This window comes from Methyloversatilis sp. RAC08 (assembly GCF_001713355.1).
Lineage (GTDB): Bacteria > Pseudomonadota > Gammaproteobacteria > Burkholderiales > Rhodocyclaceae > Methyloversatilis.
Map to the genome: position 1 here is coordinate 2,686,197 of NZ_CP016448.1, position 21,052 is coordinate 2,707,248.

Sequence of the window (21,052 nt, forward strand, 5' to 3'; positions counted from 1 at the left end):
CCTAGAAACTCAGGCTGAACGACGCATGAACACGGTGACTGCCGGACGCGTAACGGTCTGCGCCGTCGATCAGACGAGCGTAGTCGATCCGCCCCGAGAGCCATGTGGAATAGTTGACGCGCAGGCCCACGCCGGCCGAGAGCACACCATCCCCTGCAGTTTCACCCGGCTGCGGATTGACTCTGTAAAGATGTGCAACGTCGCCGAACAGCACGCCTCGCATCACCCATATATCTTCCGTCCAGGCCGGTGTATCGAGGTCGGCGCTGATCCGCCAGCCGCGGTCGTTGGCCAGCACGCGCTCGCGCAAGCCGCGCACAGACTCGGCCCCGCCAATGCCGAACTGTTCGCCGGACACCAGTTCGTCGCGTGTGTATTGACCTTGAGCCTGCAGCCGCACCCGCCAGTCACGCGGCAACAACTGGAACCACGAAGCGCTTGCGCGCATCACCGCGAAGCGCGCATTGGCACCCGCGCGCAAAGTGTTGAAGTCTGTGTCGCGGCCATGTTCGCCGCCCTGCAGGTTGCGTGCGACGCTGACCTGCACGCCGGCCTCGCGCGTATCGCCGCGCCAATTGCCGCTCCACGAGAGGGAAATCGGATGCGTGATGACGCGCGGCACGAGATTGCCGGGCGTATTGTCGAGCAGGAAGCTGCTGTCGAAATCGCGCCAGTCGGCGGCCAGGCTGATGCGCTGGGACAACTCGCCGATGCGCGGCAGATGCCAGTTGTAGCGTGCGGAAAAGATGCGACCGCTGCCCGACACCGTGGCGGTCGAATTGAGTACCTGCACCTGACCTGAGCTGACGCTGGAGAAGCCGGCCACCAGATCGATGGAGTTGCCGCTTGCGTAAAGCGGAATGCGATAACCGAGGCCGACGATGGTCACGTCGGACGGCTGTTCGATCGAGGTCGTGTATTGCAGCGTTGCGACGTGGTCGCGATTGAACAGGTTGTTGTGCTGCAGACCGACCGAAATGCGGTGGGTACCGGTGGATGGTGTACCGCTGTTGTCGACCGTCACGAATCTGCGCAGTGGATTGCTGTCCGTGACCGAAACCGTTGCGGCAATTTCGCCCGGTTTGCGCGCCGAGCGAAAGGTCACGTCGGTCTGCTTCGATGCATTCTCGTTGGCCAGCGCCAACTGGTGCCCGACGGCTTCCGTGTTGGGCATGCTGCCTTCCGCCAGAGCGGGCAGGCTGCGCCGGATGTTCTCGTCGTCGTGGTGCGTTGCGCCCTGCAGCGTCAGCGCTTCGAGCTTGGGCTCGAGCACTTCAAGCGTGACCGTGCCGCTGCTCAGTTCCTGTTCGGGAATGCTGACCTGCGCTGCGCCGAAGCCGCGCCGGTGGTCGGCGGTTTGCAGCGCTGTGCGCGCCGCCTCGATCTCGGCAAATCCGACGGCCTTGCCGACATAGGGCGTCAGCAGCGCATCGATTTCCGGTGGTCGAAACACCGAACCGCCGGCAACCGTGTAGTTTCGAACTTCGAATCGCGGACCGTCAGCAGATTCTTCCGCGTGCAGACCCGCAGATGCGAGTACGGCCACGCCCACGCCCGCGAATGCAAGTCCCGCCCTGACAATCGACACTGACGACCCCCGTCCATCTTAAGTTCTTGTATCTGGCGGAGTTTAGAGGGTTTGCGGCGGATTTACACCCAGCCGAACAGCCTAGGTTGTCCGGTCACGGGTTTTGCCGTTGCTTCGATGCAAAAAGGCGCACCCGTCGAGCCGAACTCAGGGTGCGTGGCGCCGCAAACGCCTGCTGATAACGTGCTCAATCAGCCGCCGCTGCCGCTTCCATGGCAGCCAGCCCGGCATGCCGCACATCGGTTCCCTTGACCATGAACACGACGTACTGCGCCATGTTCTTCGAGTGGTCGCCGATGCGTTCGATCGCCTTGGCGATGAACAGCATGTCCAGCCCGCAGGAAATCGTGCGCGGGTCTTCCATCATGAAAGTGATGAGCTGGCGCATGATGGATTTGAATTCGGCGTCGACTTCCTTGTCCTGACGCACGACTTCTGTGGCGCTGGCAAGATCCTGGCGGGCCAGCGCATCAAGCGTGCGGCGCAGCATGTCTACTGCCATCGAGGCGGCGTGGCGCAACTCGACGCGCGGCACGAAAATGGCGTCGGACTCGAGAATGTGCCGTCCCATCTTGGCAATCTTCTTCGCCTCGTCGCCCACGCGCTCCAGATCGGTGATGGTCTTGACCATCGACATGATCACGCGCAGGTCGCTCGCAGCCGGCTGACGTTTGGCAATCAGCTGATTGCATGCCTCATCCAGCTCGATCTCCATCGCATTGACCCGTTTTTCGGTGGCGATGACCTCTTCGAGCAGGGGCAGATTGCGCTCGATCACCCCGCGCATGGCGTGTTCGATCTGCTGTTCGATCAGACCGCCCATCTGCAACAAGCCGGTACGCAGGCCTTCCAGCTCGTGGTCATAGCGCTTGGAAATGTGCTCGCTCATGTCAGTGCGTTCCGGAAGGTGATATGCAGATGAGACTGCGTGTGAGCCAGGGTGTTCAGCCGCGCAGCGTTTGCACGCCATCGGGCGAGGATATCAGTGCAATGTCCGCGCGGCGACGGGCGAACAGGCCATTGGTCACGGTGCCGGTCAGATGGTCCAGCTCGGTTTCCAGCCCGACCGGATCGGTGATGGACAGGCCGGATACGTCGATGATGAGGTTGCCGTTGTCGGTCACGAAGCCTTCGCGCACCTTCGGCACACCGCCCAGACGCAGCAGTTCGCGGGATACCAGTGCAATCGCCATCGGAATCACTTCAACGGGCAGCGGGAAGCGTCCCATCACGTCGACGCACTTCGACGCATCGGCGATGCACACGAAGCAGTCGGATGCCGCGGCCACGATCTTCTCGCGCGTCAGCGCACCGCCGCCACCCTTGATCAGGTGCAGGCCGGGATCGATCTCGTCCGCACCATCGACATAGACCGGGATGCGTCGCCCTGAAGCGATCGCCTCGTCAAGCGTCAGTACGGCGATGCCGTGACCGCGAAGCCGCGCGGCCGACGCTTCCGAACTGGCGATCGCCCCGGATATCCTCAAACCTTCGGATGCCAGCAGGTCGATGAAGTGATTGGCGGTCGAGCCGGTTCCGACGCCGAGCAGTTCGCCCGGCAATACATGGGCAAGGGCGGCGCGGGCAACCATCAATTTCAGTGCATTCGCATCCATGGGAGAAACTTGGAATTCCTTCAGCGTGGCAGTGTAGCGCCGTTGTGCGCGGTCAGGTCTCAGGCGTTCTACGCAGTGTCGCGCCGAAGGGATTTCGATATGAGGTGAAAAAGCAGTAGATGAATGGGCATGCGCAGCCAATGACTGCGGACGAAGGCCATCCAGCGGGCAGCCTTCACGCCCGGGCTTGACGTGCTCGGGTGATCTGGCAGGAACATCTGGTCAAGCACCCATGCCCTTGGGCTGCCGGACAGCCCCGATTGCCTGCGACTGGGAAGTACATGAAGAACCTCGTCAGGAATTGGGGTCCCGAACATCATGTTGCAGTAGTGCAGCGCATCGTTCAGGGGTACCGTAAGTGAGAGCTCATCGGCGCGTGGCAGAAGGCGAGCCCAGAAACCCGCAGTGCCCGAAAAACTGTCGAGCAGGCAGTGCAGGTCGTGAAGATCGCGCAAACCCTTGTAGAATTCATTGAAGAAGAGATGCGCTGCCGAATGGAGCACCATGTCTTCCGGTGAGAGGACCAAAAAACCGGGAAGCTCCGTATTGTCGACCTGAATCGAGTGGGCGAGCAGCGATGCCGGGTCGGGAACAATGCCGGACGTCGGCGGCACGATTGTGTGGTGCACGTCGATCACCGTGCCGCGCGACTTGTGTTCGAGTGGCGGGATCTCGTGCATCCATCGACGGTAATACCGCTGGTCGTATTCGTTCGTGATCTGCGGAATCCAGCCGGCATGCACCAGGCTATCCTCGACCTGACGGATCGAGGTGGCTGGCACCATGATGTCAACATCGTTGAATACGCGTCCTCGTGCGGCAGCGTTGTCCGAAAGGCAATATGCGGCTCCCTTCAGGATAACCACCGGCAAGTCGAGGTGCGCCAGCGCATTCCGGATATGCTTCAGTTCCCACACCACGGCTTCCCGATGTCGCAAGGACAGTTGCCAGGCGATTTCTAGATGCTTTCGGGCGGGGGCAGGTACGCTGTCGAGCATGTGTGCATGGGCAAGTCTTGAACGGAGCTGGCCCAAGAGCTCGCCGTTTCTGGCCTGCCCGATGAGGATGCTCCATTGGCGGAGGTCAAGCTGTGGTGCCTCCGCCGGCCACCTCATGAGCTTTGCTACAGGGCTCACGTGGCGGGCCTGCATCTCACGAACCGAGGTCATGTCGATGATTCACTCACCCATGCTTCCAGCGCGGGTACGACCTGATCGAGGCTGCCGTAATCGGCGTAACGCACGTCACACCGATCGATCATCGCAGCAAGGGCATCGAATGCATCGGCGCCCAGGAAACCGTAATTGAAGGCGTGCCGCACCATTTCCATAAACGCTGTTGCCTTGCCCACAGCGTCCATGGACAGCTGACCGCCTTCACAATACTTCGGAAAGAGCAGCCAAGCCGGCAACGCGGTCTCATGGCGGCGATATACGCTGTCCGCTGGCGGCCGGACATGCGCGACTGCGCCCTTGGTGGTATCGGGGCACACTTCGCTCAATACGACGTCAGGCCCGAGCGCGCGAATCACGTCGATCGATCGATTCTTCAGGCTGATGGGGCGTGCAATCGGACGGATGTGGCCGGTTGCCAGGTCGAGCAAAGCCAGTTCATCGGACAGCAGGCGCCAGCCGGCATGCACCAGTCCCGCACACAGCGTACTTTTGCCCGAACCCGGATCTGCGGAAATGATCAGCGCGCGTTGGTTCCGCTCAAGTACTGCCGCATGCAGCACCAGATAGTCGTGGGCATGGGTGGAAATGACCCAGTTGAGGCCCCATTCGAGCATGGGAAAAGCCTGATGGCGTGGCAGCGGCTTGAACGGGGTGCGGCCATCGCAAAAGAATCCGGCCTGCGGCCTGATGATGCGTCGAAGGGTGGAGGGCGGGCCTACGGCAACTTCAAAATCGATGAAGTCTTCATCGGACAGAACAGGAAAATCTCCGTACATCGTTGAAAGTCCGGTGCCGACTTCGGGGATCGACGAGCGGACGACAACGCCGAAGGGACCGCATGGTATGCGCAGTCCCTCATTCTTGAGCAATGAACTCAGCTCATCCGGAGAAAGAGAGCCCAGCGTCAAGAAATGGCCTTGATGGCGTGCTGACGCACCAGGTTCGCGATGAGATCGCCGGGGACTTCCGGGTAGGCCAGATCGGGATACTGAACGGAGTCGGACGTGACAAGGGTTTTCAGAAATGAAGCCATGACCGGCGCAAGTAGCACCGTTTCCGCGCTGCCTGGTGAATAAACGACCACCCCGTCCCCCCAGCAGCGAACACGAACCCCGTCACACAGTATGTAACGCGCCACGCTTCTACCGACCGCGTATGTGATCAACAAGACGAACCATCGCGGCTTGTGCAGTAGTCACTTGGTCAAATGTTGATGATGGTCCAGTCGTCACTGGAAGACTTGCCGTTGAAACACCACAGACCGCCATTCTGATCGTACACATCGACTGCAGTCTTGAAATCCCTGAGCGCAGCGCATGCAGCGCCGTTGCCGGTCATCGCAATCGCGTTCTTGAAGGCAGTCATCACACCACTAGGCGTGTTATAGATCGACGGGTAGCGCTCGCCGTAGTACGACGCATTCAGATAAGCCGCGATGAAGTGATAGAAAATGACGTTCAGATTGTTCAGGCAGCTTCCCAGTCGCGTCTTGTAGGTATCGGTGAGATCTGTGTCAACGATCTTGGCTGACGCAGGTCCCAGATCGCGCAACTTGCGGTCTTTTGTCGCCTTGAAAATTGGCAGTCCTACGAATGCGTTGAACGACGTAGAGGGAGTCGGGCCCATCGGAAAATTCTGAGGATCCTCCCACACCTTGAACCCATGCGGGCTGCGCCACCAGAATCCGGGGCTGCATCCGCACGAGGCAAGTTCGCCGTGGCGCGACATCGCGGCTGATGCGCTTTCGGAGCCGCAGGTACCGAAGCCAGCACCAAGAGCGGAGCGTGTGTTCAGCGCCATCAAGACGCCCGAGGCACCCGCGCCAGCGGTCGCGAACCTTCGCCGTCCGCTGTTGGCCACGCCAACGGTTCCGTCAGGCGTACCGTCATCCGGCTGTGCCTGTGCGGCCAGCGACACTTTTTCATCCTGCAGGGGCACGCTCATTTAACTTGTTTCTCCACATTTATTGCGAGATTAGCATCGCCGCTGCGATGACACCGTGACGGACCCGACGGTCCGCCCGTTCTTCGCGCGCACTAATCTTTCAATTACGATGAAGCAAAATTCGAGCCGATAAAGTCAAGCGCATGATTCTTAATGATTTAAAGCTTAACTTTGTGTCTTTTCAAAGGGGTCGGATTCAAACTGTCAAAAACATCGACAGCCGCGTGATCGCGGTGAAAGGCAGTCAGCCGCTGTCTTCACGGCGCTTTCCGAACTTGGCTGGCCGGGGTGGGCAAATCGGTACAACTCCCTTCCGCCACTTCAGCCGCCAGCCCGATCGATTCGCCGAGCGTCGGATGCGGATGGATCGTGTGGCCGATATCGACCGCATCAGCGCCCATTTCGATCGCCAGCGCGATCTCTCCGATCATGTCGCCGGCCGACACACCCACGATGCCGCCACCGACGACGCGGTGGGTTTCCGCGTCGAACACGAGCTTGGTGAAGCCTTCGTCACGGCCGTTGGCGATGGCGCGGCCGCTGGCTGCCCAGGGGAATTTGCCGATGGTCACCTTGCGGCCCTGCGCACTGGCGTCGTCTTCGGTCAGGCCGACCCAGGCGACTTCCGGGTCGGTGTAGGCGACCGACGGAATCACCGTGGCGTCGAAATGGCGCTTGTGGCCGGCAATCACCTCGGCCGCGACATGACCTTCGTGTACCGCCTTGTGCGCCAGCATCGGCTGACCGACGATGTCGCCGATGGCATGGATATGCGCCACATTGGTGCGCAACTGGCTGTCGACCGGAATGAAGCCTCGCTCGTCCACGCGCAGGCCGGCGGCTTCGGCGTTCAGCCTGCGTCCGTTCGGCGAACGGCCGACCGCGACCAGTACGCGGTCGTAGACCTGCGGCTCAGCCGGCGCCTTCGCGCCTTCGAACGTCACCCGGATCCCGCCGGCGGTGACTTCTGCACCGGTGACGCGGGTGTTCAGCATGACCGCATCGAAGCGCCGGGTGTTCTTCTTCTCCCACACCTTGGCCAGATCCCGGTCGGCGCCCTGCATCAGGCCGCCGGTCATTTCGACCACGTCGATGCGGGCACCCAGCGTCGAATACACGGTGGCCATTTCCAGTCCGATGATGCCGCCGCCGATCACCAGCATGCGCTTCGGAATGTCTGCCAGCAGCAGTGCGCCGGTCGAATCGACGACGCGCGGGTCGTCCGGCATGAAGGGCAGTTTCACCGCCTGGCTGCCGGCGGCGACGATGCAGTGCCCGAACTTAACTACTGACTTCTCGCCGGTTTCCGCCTTGCCGTCGCCGCCGGTCAGTGCGACTTCGACATGATGCGGATCGACGAAACGCGCAATGCCACGCACTACCTTCACCTTGCGCCCCTTGGCCATGCCGGCGAGACCGCCGGTCAGCTTGCCGACCACCTTGTCCTTCCAGCCGCGCAGCGCACCGAGATCCACCTCGCGCGCGCCGAACTTGATGCCGTGCGCCGCCAGCGCCTCGGCTTCGTCGGCCACGGCGGCGACGTGCAGCAGCGCCTTGGACGGAATGCAGCCGACGTTCAGGCAGACGCCCCCCAGCGTGGCGTAGCGCTCGACGATGATCACGTCCAGTCCGAGGTCGGCGGCGCGGAACGCAGCCGAATAGCCGCCGGGGCCGCCGCCGATCACCAGCACGGCGCAGCTTTCGTCAGCCTTGGCGGGCGCACTGCCGGTGGCGGCAAGTGGGGCGGGGGCGGGCGCGGGATCAGTGATCGATCGCGGCGAGGTCGCCGCTCCCACAGGAGCCGCCTCCACAGGCGCTGCTTCCGCAGCGGCCGCGGCCTCCATCGTCAGCACGACGCTGCCTTCGGACACGCGGTCACCGACCTTCACCATCAGTTCGACGACGCGGCCGGCCTGCGGCGCGGGGATGTCCATCGTGGCCTTGTCGGACTCGAGTGACATCAACGGCGCGTCGGCGTCCACCGTGTCGCCGGGTTTCACCATGATTTCGATGATCGGCACGTCCTTGAAGTCGCCGATGTCGGGGATTTTTACAGTCAATGTGCTCATGTCGGTCTCCTTACATCAGCACGCGACGCATGTCGGCCAGCAGCGCCGCGACATGGGCATTGAAGCGGGTGGCCGCTGCGCCATCGACCACGCGGTGATCAGCGGTCAGCGACAAGGGCAGGATGAGGCGTGGCTGGAAGGCCGTGCCATCCCACACCGGCTTCATCGTGGTGCGGCTGACGCCCAGTATTGCGACTTCCGGCGCGTTGATGATGGGTGCGAATCCGGTACCTCCCAGGCCGCCGACGCTGGAAATGGTGAAGCAGGCGCCCTGCATCTCTGCGGCAGACAGCTTCCCGTCGCGCGCCCTGGCGGCCAGTTCGCCGCATTCGGCGGCCAGTTGCGCCACGCCCTTCTTGTCGGCGTCGCGGATGACCGGCACCACCAGCCCGCCCGGTGTGTCGGCGGCGAAACCGATGTGGCAGTACTGTTTCAGGATGAGTGCCGGTTCTTCGGCCTGCAGGTCGATCGAACTGTTGAAGTCCGGAAATTTCTTCAGAGCCGAGCAGACCGCCTTGATGATGAAGGCGAGCATGGTCAGCTTGATGCCGCCCTTGGCCTGTTCCGCGTTGATCTGCTGGCGGAAGGCTTCGAGGTCGGTGACGTCGGCGTCCTCGTGATAGGTGACCGCCGGGATCATGACCCAGTTGCGCGACAGATTGGCCGCGCTCAGTTTGCGGATGCGCGACAGCGGCTTGCGTTCGACTTCGCCGAACTTGGTGAAATCGACCTTGGGCCAGGGCAGCAGATCCAGCCCTGTGCCGCCGCCGGTCGCTGCCGGCGCGGCGGCCGGCGTCTGCAACGCACCCTTGACGAAGGCGTTGATGTCTTCGCGCATGATCCGGCTCTTCGGACCGCTCGCTGCGACGCGGGTCAGATCGACCCCCAGTTCGCGGGCGTAGGCGCGCATCGACGGACTGGCGTGTGCCTTGCTGCCGCTGACCCGTGGTGCCGCGGAGTTGGTGGCAGCCAGTGCGAAATCTCCGAAGGCTGGCTGGGTCGCTGCGGCCGGCGCGGCGATGGCGTCCGCCATGACCGGGGGCGGCGCAACCGGCGGTGCTGCCACGGGGGCGGTCGGGGCGGCCGCCGACGCGTTCGTTGCCTCCGATGTGCCTGCTTCCATCGTGCCAATCGTCGCGCCCTGCGACACGCGGTCGCCGACCTTGACGGTGATCTGGCCGATCACGCCGGCCGCGGGCGCCGGAATGTCCATCGTGGCCTTGTCGGATTCCAGCGTCACCAGCGGAGCGTCGAGTGCGACGCGGTCGCCCGGCTTGACCAGGACTTCGATGACCGGCACATCGGCGAAGTCGCCGATGTCAGGTACTTCTATATTGATGGTGCTCATTTCAGCCTCGCTTGTTCAGGTGCGGCCGCGCGCGGCGCGGCCGGGAAGGCGCCCTGCCGCGGCTCGGCTCGGGTCGGCCTGCCGGTCAGTGCCGACTCAGACGTACAGCGGGTTGGGTTTGGTCACGTCCAGCCCGTAGCGCGCGATGGCTTCGGCCACCCGTGCACGGTCCAGCGCGCCGTCGTCCGCCAGCGCCTTCAGTGCGGCGACCGTCACCCAGTGCTTGTCCACCTCGAAATGCGCGCGCAACGCCTCGCGCGTGTCGGAACGCCCGAAACCGTCGGTACCCAGCACCACATAGCGGCGCGGTACGAAGGCGCGGATCTGCTCGGCGAACAGGCGCACGTAGTCGGTCGCGGCGATCACCGGGCCGCGCGTGTCGCGCAGGCAGTGCTCGACGTGCGACATGCGCGGTGCCTCCAGCGGATTGAGCAGATTCCAGCGCGTGCAGTCAGCGCCGTTGCGCGCCAGCTCAGTGAAGCTGGGGCAGGACCACAGGTCGGCTTCGACGCCCCAGTCACTGCGCAGCAGTTCCGCCGCGGCGATCACCTCGCGGAAGATGGTGCCGCTGCCGGTCAGCTGCACGCGCGGGCCGTTCGATGCCGCACCGCGGCGGAACAGGTACATGCCCTTCAGGATGTCGGCTTCGGCCCCGTCCGGCATCGCCGGGTGCTCGTAGTTCTCGTTCATCACCGTGAGGTAATAGAACACGTCTTCCTGCTCGGCCATCATGCGGCGCAGGCCGTCCTGCACGATGACCGCGACTTCGTACGAAAAGGTCGGGTCGTAGCTGATGCAGTTGGGGATAGCGGCCGACCACAGATGCGAGTGGCCGTCTTCATGCTGCAGGCCTTCGCCATTGAGCGTCGTGCGCCCCGCCGTGCCGCCGATCAGGAAGCCGCGCGAACGCTGGTCGCCGGCCGCCCAGATCAGGTCGCCGACGCGCTGGAAGCCGAACATCGAATAGAACAGGTAGATCGGGATCGTCGCAACGCCGTGCACCGAGTAGCTGGTCGCAGCCGCGATCCAGTCGCTCATGCCGCCGGCTTCGTTGATGCCTTCCTGCAGGATCTGGCCGGTTTTCGATTCCTTGTAGAACATCAGCTGGTCGGCGTCCTGCGGCACATACTTCTGGCCCTCCTGATTCCAGATGCCGATCTGCCGGAACATGCCTTCCATGCCGAAGGTGCGCGATTCGTCAGGCACGATGGGCACCACGCGCTTGCCGACGTGCGGGTCGCGCAGCAGGATGTTCATGATGCGCACGAAAGCCATCGTGGTCGACAGTTCGCGCCCGTCACCGGACGCCTTGAGCAGGGCGTCGAAGGCGGACAGCGGCGGCACCTCGAGCGGCTCGGCCTTCGTGCGGCGGCTCGGCAGATAGCCGCCGAGCGCCATGCGCCGCTCACGCATGTACTGCAGTTCCTTCGACCCTTCCTCGAACTTCAGGTAAGGCAGGCTTTCGATGTCTGCGTCGCTGATCGGCAGGTCGAAGCGGTCGCGAAAGGCGCGCAGCGATTCCAGGTCGACCTTCTTCTGCTGGTGCGAAATGTTCTGCGCCTCGCCCGAGCCGCCCATGCCGTAGCCCTTGATGGTCTTGGCCAGGATGACTGTCGGCTGGCCGGTGTGCTTGACGGCCGCGTCATAGGCCGCGTAGACCTTGTGCGGATCATGGCCGCCGCGGTTCAGGCGGAAGATGTCCTCGTTGCTCCAGTTGGCGACCATCGCCGCCAGTTCCGGGTACTTGCCGAAGAACTGTTCGCGCACATAGGCGCCGTCGCGCGCCTTCATGGTCTGGTATTCGCCGTCGACCACTTCCATCATGCGCTGGGCCAGCATGCCGTTCTTGTCCTGGGCCAGCAGCGGATCCCAGTAGCCGCCCCACAGCAGCTTGATCACGTTCCAGCCGGCGCCGCGGAAATCGCCTTCCAGTTCCTGGATGATCTTGCCGTTGCCACGCACCGGGCCATCGAGGCGCTGCAGATTGCAGTTGACGACGAACACCAGATTGTCGAGCTTCTCGCGCGCCGCCATGGCGATCTCGCCCAGCGTTTCCGGTTCGTCGGTTTCACCGTCGCCGATGAAGCACCACACCTTGCGGCCTTCCGTATTGGCGATGCCGCGGTCCTGCAGATACTTCATGAAGCGGGCCTGATAGATGGCCTGCAGCGGCCCGAGCCCCATCGACACGGTCGGGAATTGCCAGAAATCGGGCATCAGCCACGGGTGCGGGTAGCTCGACAGGCCTTCGCCGCCGACTTCCTGGCGGTAGTTGTCGAGCTGCGACGCGCTGATGCGGTCGAGCAGGAAGGCGCGGGCGTACACGCCAGGCGCCGAATGGCCCTGGAAATAGATGAGGTCGCCGCCGTGGGTCGGGCTCGGCGCGCGCCAGAACCAGTTGAAACCCACGTCATACAGCGTGGCGCTCGACGCGAAGCTGGCGATGTGGCCGCCGACATTGGTGTGCTTGTTGGCGCGCAGCACCATCGCCATCGCATTCCAGCGGATGTAGTTGCGGATGCGGTGTTCGATTTCGTAGTCGCCGGGTGCCTGCACCTGCTTGCCGGCCGGGATCGAGTTGATGTACGCGGTGGTCGCCGAATACGGCAGGTTGATGCCGGCGCGTCGCGCCTGTTCGGTCAGCCGTTCGATCAGGTAATGCGCGCGTTGTTCGCCCGCGTGCTCGATCACGCCTTCAAGCGCGTCCAGCCATTCCTGGGTTTCGATGGCGTCCGGATCCGAGACCAGCAGGGGGTGGGGTAGTGCAGACACAGGACTTCTCCTCTTGTTTGATCGACTGTTCGATCAAATGCACTGCCGATGCACAACCCGACCGGGGCATGGAGCCCTTCCGGGGTGGTCGGCGTGCCGGGCGAAAAGATGTTCGTCCGAGGCGCCTGTCCGTCTGCGCATGGGTGATGCAAGTGTCGACAGCTCCGAAGCGGCAGCGGGTAGCTGCCATGGCAGCGCCGTACGCAGGGATCGCCCGCGTCAGCGTGACCACATTATGGGTCACGCCCGGGACCGGCGACCAGTCGTGGATAACCGAAACGCCAAACCGGTGCACAAGGCGCGTCAGGAATGTTTCTCGATGACATCAAGTTTTGCTGCGGGGTGTCGATAGGTTTGCAGACCATCCATTTTCGGAGTGACAGATGATTCCTGTTCGAAAGTCAGACGTCGCGATCGGCAGGCCCTTGCCGTATTCCCTCTATGACCAGAACAACAAGCTGCTGCTGAAGGCAGGCGTGATCGTGCAGACGCAGAACCAGCTTGACGTGCTGAGCGAACGGGGACTTTACCGGGACAAGGTCAGTACCAGCCTGCCATCGGTGACGGCGCGCGCCGGTCAGGAAAACGAGCCCAGGCGGGAAGGCGACAAAGCCGGCGTGCAGCTCGATCTGGAAGAAATCCGTCTGCAGATCGGCGACATCTTCCAGCTTCAGGGTACCGGCGACGACGGGCAGCGCTATACCGTAAGGCTGCTCGGCCATTCGAAGGGCCGCAGTGTCATGGTGACTGCGCCGATGATCGAAGGCAGCTATGCGATCGTCAAGCAGGACGCCGCGTTTGTCGTTCGCCTGTTTTCCGGCAAGAGCGTGTATGCCTTTCCGGCGCATGTGCTGAAGATGGCGAACACCCCCTTTCCCTATCTGCACCTGAGCTATCCGAAGAAGGTGAGCGGAATGCGCGTGCGCCAGGCGCAGCGGGCGGCGGTCCGGATCATTGCCGCGGTGACCGACGCAGCCGGCGCGGCGCACGCAGCGACGCTGATCGACATCAGCAAGGGCGGCGCGCTGCTGGCTGGCAAGTCGGCGCTGGGCCCGACCGGCAGCGCTTTCACCTGCAAGTTTCGCCTGCAGTTCGACGACATCGACCAGTTCGTGCAGGTGGGCGGCGTCATCCGTTCGGTCACGCACGCCAGTGATCCGGAAAGCGAGCAGGCCATGCTGAACCACGGCGTGGAATTCACGGATATTCCGGAGCAGGACCGACTGGCGCTGACGGCTTTCGTCTACAACCGGATCATCGCGCTCAGCGAAGGGGGCTGACTGGCGGGGCGTGATGGCTTCGTGCAGGGTGCCGTAGCGTCCTGCTAGGCGTACCATCGCCGCGGATCAAGCACGGAGCGCCCCGATGAAATGTCCCTTCTGCAGTTCGCCCGACACCCAGGTCGTCGAAACCCGTGAAAGCGAGGACGGCGACATCATCCGCCGCCGCCGCCGCTGTGCGGCGTGCGACAAGCGCTTCACGACCTACGAGCGGGTCGACCTGAAAATGCCGCAGGTAGTGAAGAAGGATGGCCGGCGCGCCGACTACGACCGCGAAAAGCTGCGTGCCAGCATGATGCTGGCGCTGCGCAAGCGGCCGGTCACGACCGAATCGGTCGATCTGGCGATGGATCGCATCGAGGAACGCCTGCTCACCATGGGCGTGCGCGAACTGGCGACCGACCGGCTGGGAGAGCTGGTGATGCGCGAGCTGAAGAAGCTCGACAAGATCGGCTACATCCGTTTCGCCAGCGTGTATCGCAATTTCGAGGACGTCGACGAATTTTCGGAAGTGGTGCGCGAAGTCACCAAACCGACACGAACGCCGCGCAAGGCGGCCAGCTGAATGGCGGGCGACGCTCTTCACATGGCGCGTGCGCTGAGGCTGGCGGCGCGCGGATTGAACACGACGACGCCCAACCCGCGTGTCGGCTGCGTCATCGTGCGCGATGGACAGGTCGTCGGCGAGGGCTGGCACGTCAGGGCAGGTGAGCCGCACGCCGAAGCGCACGCGCTGCAAGCCGCCGGTGATGCGGCGCGCGGCGCCACCGCGTACGTGACGCTTGAGCCTTGCAGTCACCATGGCCGCACGCCGCCGTGCGCCGACGCGCTGGTCAGGGCCGGTGTGGCGCGCGTGGTGGCCGCCATGCAGGACCCGAACCCGCTGGTCGCCGGTCAGGGGCTGGCCAGGCTGGCTGCTGAAGGCATCGCGACCACCTGCGGCCTGCTGGCGCAGGAAGCGCGCGAACTCAATATCGGATTCGTATCGCGCATGACGCGCGGTCGCCCGTGGGTCAGGCTGAAAACCGCATCGACACTGGACGGCGTGACGGCGCTCGACAACGGCGTCAGCCAGTGGATCACCGGCCCGGCGGCGCGCCGCGACGGTCACCGCTGGCGCGCGCGTGCCTGTGCCGTGCTGTCCGGCATCGGCACCGTGCAGGAAGACAATCCGTCGCTGACCGTGCGTGAGGTGCCCACGGAGCGCCAGCCGCTGCGCGTCATCGTCGACGCCCGGCTGGCACTGTCACCCGCTGCGAAGCTGTTCGCCGACATCGACCGCGCGCCCTTGCTGGTGGCGTGCGCATCCGACGACGTGCCGAACGCCCGCGCGCTGCGCGATGCCGGTGCCGAGTTGCTGGTGCTGCCGAACGACGGCGGCAAGGTTGACCTGCCGGCCCTGCTGCAGGCACTTGGCGCGCGTGGCATCAACGAACTGCACGCCGAGTCCGGTCACAAGCTCAATGGCTCGTTGCTGCGTGAAGGCTGCGTGGACGAATTGCTGATGTACGTCGCGCCGACCGTGCTCGGCCGCGGCATGGGGTTGTTCAACCTCGGCCCGTTCGACACGCTGGATCAGCGTATCGATGTCGATATCCGCGACCTCCGGGCCGTGGGGCGTGACTGGCGCGTATTGGCGCGGTTGCGGCAATCTCCGTAGACGCAGTGTGGGAGTGGCGACGGTTTTGTGGGAGCGGCTGTGGGAGCGGCGGCCTCGCCGCGATACGCACTTTGCAAAGCGACCATCGCGGCACGGATCGCGGCGAGGCCGCCGCTCCCACAGGCCGCCGCTTGTATGTTCTGCCTCGGCGAGTTGTAGTGAGAACTTGTCGGGGTGGAGGGACCAACGCCGCTTCTGGCTTTTGCACAGACCGTGGGAGATATCGTCCCGCCCCTCACCATCGAGCACCCATGAGGAATCCATCGACGCGGCCCTCGCCGGCCCTGATCGACCATATCCTGCAAGCGATTGCCTGGTGAGTCCCGACAAGTCCCTAAACCTTAGTCGGGAGCGCCTGTTCATGACAAGTCAGCCTTCGCCGATTCACATCGGCATCGACGTATCCAAAGCCAGCCTCGATATCGCACTGGGCGAGCACGGCCCGGTGCAGCGCATCGACAACACCCCTCTAGCCATCCGGGCCTGGCTGCGCACCTTGCCCAGCGGCCCGCTGCACATCGGCTGCGAGGCCACCGGCACCTACCACCTCGCGCTGCGCGACGCCGTGATCAAGGCCGGGCACCCGCTCTACCTGATCGACGGCTACCGCCTCTCGCGCTACCGCGGCGCCACCAGCGTGCGGGCCAAGACCGACCCGATCGACGCCCGGCTCATCGCCCGCTACGTCGCCAAAGAGGGCACGCACCTGCGCCCCTACACGCTGCCGCCCGAGGCCACGCAACGCGTGCAGCAACTGCTGCGTCGTCGCGCCACCCTGGTCCGGACCGCCGTCATCTTGCGCCAGAGCCTGTCCGATCTGCCCGGCTTCAAGCGCGAGGTGCGCGCCTTGCTGGCCAAGGCCGACCGGCTCGCCCAGCAGATTCAGGCCCAGATCGTGGAAAAGCTCAAAGCCAGCGACTGGATCGACGATCACCGCCGCTGCCAGGGCATCGAAGGCGTCGGCCCACTCACCGCCGCCGCCTTGTGCGCGACCTTCCATCGGGGCGCCTTCACCCGTGCAGACGCCTTCATCGCCTATCTCGGCCTCGATGTGTGCGTGCGCCAATCGGGCAACCAGCACGCCCGCGGCACCCTGAGCAAAAAGGGCGACCCCGAGCTACGCCGACTCCTGCACAACGCCGCCATGGCAGCCAGCCGATCCGACACCTGGAAGCCTACCTACCAAGCCTTCATCGCCCGCGGCTTCTCCCGCACCCAGGCCCTTGTCGCCCTGGCACGAAAGATCGCTCGCGTTGCCTTCTCTCTGATGAAAACCGGCACTCAATACCAACCCGGAGGGCTCAAAAACACTTGTGCTCAGACATAGAATCTCCCACAGCCGGTCGGCTGCACGGCGTCCGACGCGATCAACCCGCCCGAATCGGCACGAACAACCGGTTGTCGCCGCGCTGGATCAACAGGGCGACGCGGCCCTTTGCGCGTTCGACCAGGCGCGCCAGTTCTTCGGCGCTGCCGACCGGCTGGCCATTCACCGCGAGGATGGCGTCGCCCGGCTGGATGCCGGCCTGGGCAGACGGACCTGCCGCATCGGACACGACCAGACCGCGGCTCACGCCCAGTTGCTGGGCTTCGCCGCCGGTGAGCGGACGCACCACCAGACCCAGACGGTCGCGCGCCGGCTGCGCGTCGCGCCCCGGATCAGCCTGGGCGACGGCTTCGGTTTCGCCCTGCTCACCCAGCGTCGCCGTCACGGTACGTTCCGCGCCCTGGCGCCAGACCTTGAGCTTCACCGGCTTGCCGGGCGGCAGATTGCCGATCACCTTGGGCAGGTCGAACGAATCCGCCACCTCGCGGCCATCGACCGACAGCACCACGTCACCCGGCTGCAGGCCTGCCCGGTCCGCCGGACCGTCCTTTTCGACATTGGCGACCAGCGCGCCGCGCGCACGGTCCAGCCCGAAGCTGTCGGCCAGGTCGCGCGTGATCGGCTGGATGCTGATGCCCAGACGCGCATGCTTGGCGCGGCCGAATTGCTTGATCTGGTCGGCGACGCGCATCGCCACGTCGATCGGAATGGCGAACGACAGGCCCATGAAGCCGCCGGTGCGCGAGTAGATCTGCGAATTGATGCCGATCACCTCGCCCTTCAGGTTGAACAGCGGCCCGCCCGAATTGCCCGGATTGATCGCCACGTCTGTCTGGATGAAGGGCACCAGCGATTCGTCCGGCAGCGCGCGCGATTTGGCGCTGACGATGCCTGCGGTCACCGTGTTCTCGAAGCCGAAAGGCGCGCCGATTGCGGCCACCCACTCGCCCACGCGAACCTGGTCGGCGTTGCCCAGCTTCACGGCCGGAAGGTTCTTTGCCTCGACCTTGATCAGCGCGACGTCGGTGCGCTTGTCGCTGCCGATCACGCGCGCCTTCAGTTCGCGCTTGTCGGTGAATTTCACCGTCACTTCGGCGGCTTCCGAAACCACGTGCGCATTGGTCAGGATGTAGCCATCCTGGCTGATCACGAAGCCGGACCCGATGCCGCGCGGTGTCGGGCCCTGGCCATTGCCCGGTCCCTGTCCGCCGCGCGGGTCCTGCGGCACCGGAATGCCGAAGCGGCGGAAAAACTCGTACATCGGGTCGTTCGGGTTCATGGCCGGCGCCTTCGCCGCCTTGCCGACGACGCTGATGTTCACGACCGAGGCCGAGGTCTGGTCGACCAGCGTCGTGAAGTCGGGCAGGCCGGTCACGAGGTTGCCGGCAACCGGAGCGGCCGCGACGGGTGCCGCCTGAGCCAGCAGAAGCGGCGGGCTGTCGGCAGCGGCTTGCGCCTTGTGCATCCAGTCGACCGTGGTCGCTGTCGCGCCAAGGCCGAAAGTCGTGGCGGCGATGATTGCCAGAGCCGTACGTGACAGGGTGATCTTCATCTGATGTCCTCTCCAGACTGTTATTGCCTGCAGCAGCGAAGCGCTGCAGGGCTCGTGAGCGAACGATGGAGCCGCGCGGGTGACGGGCTGTTCCGACGGTTTACATCCCGAAACAATGGGCGTCGTCGCGCAGGTTCGATGGGAATCTGGGGAGCTAAATTGCCAAATCAAGAGTCCGAGTTGCTGAACCGCACTTGAAAACAGGGGGCCACGCCGCCACCATGCTCAGTCCGGGTGTCAGGCAGCGGCAGCGCTCCATGATTGCGCCGCTATATATATAAGCAAGAACAGGATGACCATGAACCATTCAGACACCACACGCCCGAGCCGGGAAGAAGCCGAGGCGGCTGTCCGTACGCTGATCCAGTGGGCCGGTGACGATCCGACGCGCGAAGGCCTGCTCGATACGCCATCGCGCGTTGTCAAGTCGTACGAGGAATTCTTTGCCGGTTATTCGATCGACCCGCGCGAAGTGCTGTCACGCACCTTCGAAGAGGTCGAAGGCTACGACGAGGTGATCGCGCTGACCGGCATCCGCTTCGAAAGCCATTGCGAGCACCACATGGTGCCCATCATCGGCAAGGCGCACATCGCCTACCTGCCGGATCGGCGCGTCGTCGGCATTTCCAAGCTGGCGCGTCTGGTCGAGGTGTTCGGCAAGCGTCTGCAGATCCAGGAAAAGATGACCGTGCAGATCGCCGATGCGCTGTATGAAGTGCTGCAGCCGCGCGGCGTTGCAGTGGTGATCGAGGCGGCGCACGAGTGCATGACCACCCGCGGTGTGCACAAGCCGGGCGTCGCCATGGTGACCAGCCGCATGCTGGGCGCCTTCCGCGACGACGCCAGCACGCGGCGCGAGTTCTTCAACCTGATCGGCCGGACGGCGGGCGGCTGCGAAAACTGAGTCAGCGCGTCAGGTCGCGCAGCGCGGCGAGGCGTCGCTCCAGCGCACCGTGTTCGGTCGCTGGGGCGGGCCTCGCCGCGACGCCTTTGGATCGACAGCATCGCGGCATCTGTCCAGATTCATTACTGCCAGCCAGGTTTGCCATACACGACCTGCCCTGGCGAACTCCAGGCGACGGCATATCGCGTCTCCAGCCACGGATGATCCGATGTTCGGCTCGATCCCGGATCGGAAGCGTCGAGGCGCGATCCGCTCACGCCGCGGGCGCATGAAGCTTCGGACGCCTTATTTATATATGCAGCGCGAGGACCGGGGTGAACCCGGAAGGGCGATCAGGCGATATCCGCGTAATACACCTCAACCCGGTCCTGACCCCGGCATGCGGGCATGAACGACCGCGACCGGCTGTTGCACGAAAACCACAACGCACCGGACGGGTGCATACGTAATTCTACGCATGGCTTGCAGGGAGCTTTCATGCTTCGGTACAGTGCGGTCCACCTTCTGAATGTCCGAAGGTGTGTAGCCCGGCAGTACAGTCGCTCTGCGATCAAACATGATCCGGGCACCCACTATCATCGCAAGAGGAGAATTGCGTAATGTCCAAGAAATTGCTTGCAGCTGCGATCGCAGCCGCACTCGTACCGACCGCCGTTCTGGCCGAAGCATCGAACGTGACCATGTACGGTCGCATCGACTACGGTTTCATGTCGCGTGGTGGTGACAGCGGTGGCCTGTCGCAAGGTGGTCGTGAAGGTCGCCTGAACGACTTCGAAGATGGCATCCAGGGCACGAACCGCATCGGTTTCCGTGGTAGCGAAGCCCTCGGCAACGGCCTGAAGGCAATTTTCGAATTCGAATTCGGTTTCTCGGGTGACAGCGGCCAGTCGTTCGGTGCCACGTCGAACCGTCACAGCTGGATCGGTCTTGAAGGTGCCTTCGGTACCGTCCTCGGCGGCCGTGTTGATGGCGCGCGTTACTCCTTCGTCGGCCAGTACGACCCGTTCAAGAACCAGACCGTTGCCAACGCCGGTTCGCTGTTCGGTGTGACGTCGGGCCTCGGTCAGGCTGACCGTGCCGACAACGCTGTTGTCTACATCACGCCTGAAGTCGCTCCTGGCCTGAAGTTCCTGGCTGCCTACACGACTTCGCTGCTGTCGGAAGCCGGTTCGGGTGCAATCGCCGGTCAGGACACCGAAACCGGTGACACCCCCCTGTACGCACTGGCCGCCCTGTACAACAACGGCCCGATCAGCGTCACGCTCGACTACGAAAACCTCAAGATCAAGCGCGCAAACGCTGGTCGCGACCTCGAGTTCGATCTGTGGGTTGCTGGCGCAAGCTACGACTTCGGCGTCGCCAAGCTGTCGGCATACTACGAAAACACGAAGGGTGACGACAGCGCGTCGGAAGCCATCTCGGACGCTGACGGTTGGCTGATCGGTCTGACGGTTCCCGTCACCACCAACTTCGCCATCAAGACCAGCTACGTCAAGGCGAATGACGATGCCCGCAACAACGCTGACTGCAAGAAGTGGGGCGTTGGCGGCGAGTACTCGTTCTCGAAGCGCACCCAGGCTTACGCAACGTTTGCCAAGCTGAGTGCTGACAGCGCCGCGACCTGCGGCATCTCGAAGAACGCTGCCGGTGGTAACGGCACGGGTTCGAACGGTGCCGGCGGTACGGGCTACGGCGACACCGGCTTCAACATCGGTCTCGCACACACGTTCTAATCGGTTTCCGATCAGAAAGCTGTGTTGAAACGGGCGCCTTCGGGCGCCCGTTTTTCGTTGACATCGCGGCATGCAGCCATTAAC

17 protein-coding genes are annotated in these 21,052 nt (G+C 63.8%); 6 read left to right on the forward strand and 11 right to left on the reverse strand.

What is annotated here, in order from left to right:
- Position 1 precedes the first annotated feature (1 nt).
- The 10 genes from BSY238_RS12315 to aceE form a co-directional block, all read right to left on the reverse strand.
- On the reverse strand, positions 2-1,453 hold the full coding sequence (locus tag BSY238_RS12315; protein WP_236952598.1) for a ShlB/FhaC/HecB family hemolysin secretion/activation protein: 1,452 nt from the start codon (positions 1,451-1,453) through the stop codon (positions 2-4).
- 322 nt (positions 1,454-1,775) lie between these two features.
- Complete coding sequence (gene phoU / locus BSY238_RS12320) at positions 1,776-2,477, reverse strand: phosphate signaling complex protein PhoU (protein WP_069039396.1); 702 nt, start codon at positions 2,475-2,477, stop codon at positions 1,776-1,778.
- Between the two features lie 55 nt (positions 2,478-2,532).
- A complete protein-coding gene (gene rpiA, locus BSY238_RS12325; protein ID WP_069039397.1) occupies positions 2,533-3,204 on the reverse strand; it encodes a ribose-5-phosphate isomerase RpiA in 672 nt (223 codons plus the stop codon).
- A gap of 68 nt (positions 3,205-3,272) precedes the next feature.
- Entirely contained in the window at positions 3,273-4,373 is a 1,101-nt protein-coding gene (locus tag BSY238_RS12330) for a nucleotidyltransferase domain-containing protein (protein WP_223300124.1), read from the reverse strand.
- Positions 4,370-5,287, reverse strand: coding sequence for an HprK-related kinase A (locus tag BSY238_RS12335; protein WP_069039398.1), 918 nt, complete (start codon positions 5,285-5,287; stop codon positions 4,370-4,372). Before BSY238_RS12335 ends, BSY238_RS12330 begins: the two co-directional genes overlap by 4 nt.
- The gene (locus BSY238_RS18935; protein ID WP_257784846.1) at positions 5,284-5,412 is read right to left on the reverse strand and encodes a hypothetical protein; all 129 of its coding nucleotides are present in this window, start codon (positions 5,410-5,412) and stop codon (positions 5,284-5,286) included. Before BSY238_RS18935 ends, BSY238_RS12335 begins: the two co-directional genes overlap by 4 nt.
- 170 nt (positions 5,413-5,582) lie before the next feature.
- The gene (locus BSY238_RS12340; protein WP_223300125.1) at positions 5,583-6,323 is read right to left on the reverse strand and encodes a hypothetical protein; all 741 of its coding nucleotides are present in this window, start codon (positions 6,321-6,323) and stop codon (positions 5,583-5,585) included.
- A 257-nt stretch (positions 6,324-6,580) separates the two neighbouring features.
- A complete protein-coding gene (lpdA, locus tag BSY238_RS12345) occupies positions 6,581-8,392 on the reverse strand; it encodes a dihydrolipoyl dehydrogenase (RefSeq protein WP_069039399.1) in 1,812 nt (603 codons plus the stop codon).
- Between the two features lie 10 nt (positions 8,393-8,402).
- Positions 8,403-9,740 carry a dihydrolipoyllysine-residue acetyltransferase gene (gene aceF / locus BSY238_RS12350; RefSeq protein WP_069039400.1) on the reverse strand — a complete coding sequence of 446 codons (1,338 nt, stop codon included), beginning with the start codon at positions 9,738-9,740 and terminating at the stop codon, positions 8,403-8,405.
- Positions 9,741-9,836: 96 nt separating this feature from the next.
- On the reverse strand, positions 9,837-12,512 hold the full coding sequence (gene aceE, locus BSY238_RS12355; RefSeq protein WP_069039401.1) for a pyruvate dehydrogenase (acetyl-transferring), homodimeric type: 2,676 nt from the start codon (positions 12,510-12,512) through the stop codon (positions 9,837-9,839).
- A gap of 383 nt (positions 12,513-12,895) precedes the next feature.
- On the opposite strand from aceE, the gene BSY238_RS12360 reads away from it, so the two are divergent.
- From BSY238_RS12360 to BSY238_RS12375, 4 genes are all read left to right on the forward strand, one after another.
- The gene (locus BSY238_RS12360) at positions 12,896-13,792 is read left to right on the forward strand and encodes a flagellar brake protein (protein ID WP_069039402.1); all 897 of its coding nucleotides are present in this window, start codon (positions 12,896-12,898) and stop codon (positions 13,790-13,792) included.
- Positions 13,793-13,877: 85 nt separating this feature from the next.
- A complete protein-coding gene (nrdR, locus tag BSY238_RS12365; protein WP_069039403.1) occupies positions 13,878-14,357 on the forward strand; it encodes a transcriptional regulator NrdR in 480 nt (159 codons plus the stop codon).
- Positions 14,358-15,452, forward strand: a complete 1,095-nt coding sequence (gene ribD / locus BSY238_RS12370; RefSeq protein ID WP_069039404.1) for a bifunctional diaminohydroxyphosphoribosylaminopyrimidine deaminase/5-amino-6-(5-phosphoribosylamino)uracil reductase RibD — start codon at positions 14,358-14,360, stop codon at positions 15,450-15,452.
- A 361-nt stretch (positions 15,453-15,813) separates the two neighbouring features.
- Positions 15,814-16,779: an IS110 family transposase gene (locus tag BSY238_RS12375; RefSeq protein ID WP_069039405.1), complete on the forward strand. Its 966-nt coding sequence runs from the start codon at positions 15,814-15,816 to the stop codon at positions 16,777-16,779.
- A 40-nt stretch (positions 16,780-16,819) separates the two neighbouring features.
- Here BSY238_RS12375 and BSY238_RS12380 read toward each other — a convergent pair whose 3' ends face one another.
- The gene (locus BSY238_RS12380) at positions 16,820-18,331 is read right to left on the reverse strand and encodes a DegQ family serine endoprotease (protein ID WP_069039406.1); all 1,512 of its coding nucleotides are present in this window, start codon (positions 18,329-18,331) and stop codon (positions 16,820-16,822) included.
- A 298-nt stretch (positions 18,332-18,629) separates the two neighbouring features.
- On the opposite strand from BSY238_RS12380, the gene folE reads away from it, so the two are divergent.
- On the forward strand, positions 18,630-19,235 hold the full coding sequence (gene folE / locus BSY238_RS12385) for a GTP cyclohydrolase I FolE (RefSeq protein WP_069040656.1): 606 nt from the start codon (positions 18,630-18,632) through the stop codon (positions 19,233-19,235).
- Positions 19,236-19,834: 599 nt separating this feature from the next.
- On the forward strand, positions 19,835-20,968 hold the full coding sequence (locus BSY238_RS12390) for a porin (RefSeq protein WP_069039407.1): 1,134 nt from the start codon (positions 19,835-19,837) through the stop codon (positions 20,966-20,968).
- Positions 20,969-21,052: the final 84 nt, after the last annotated feature.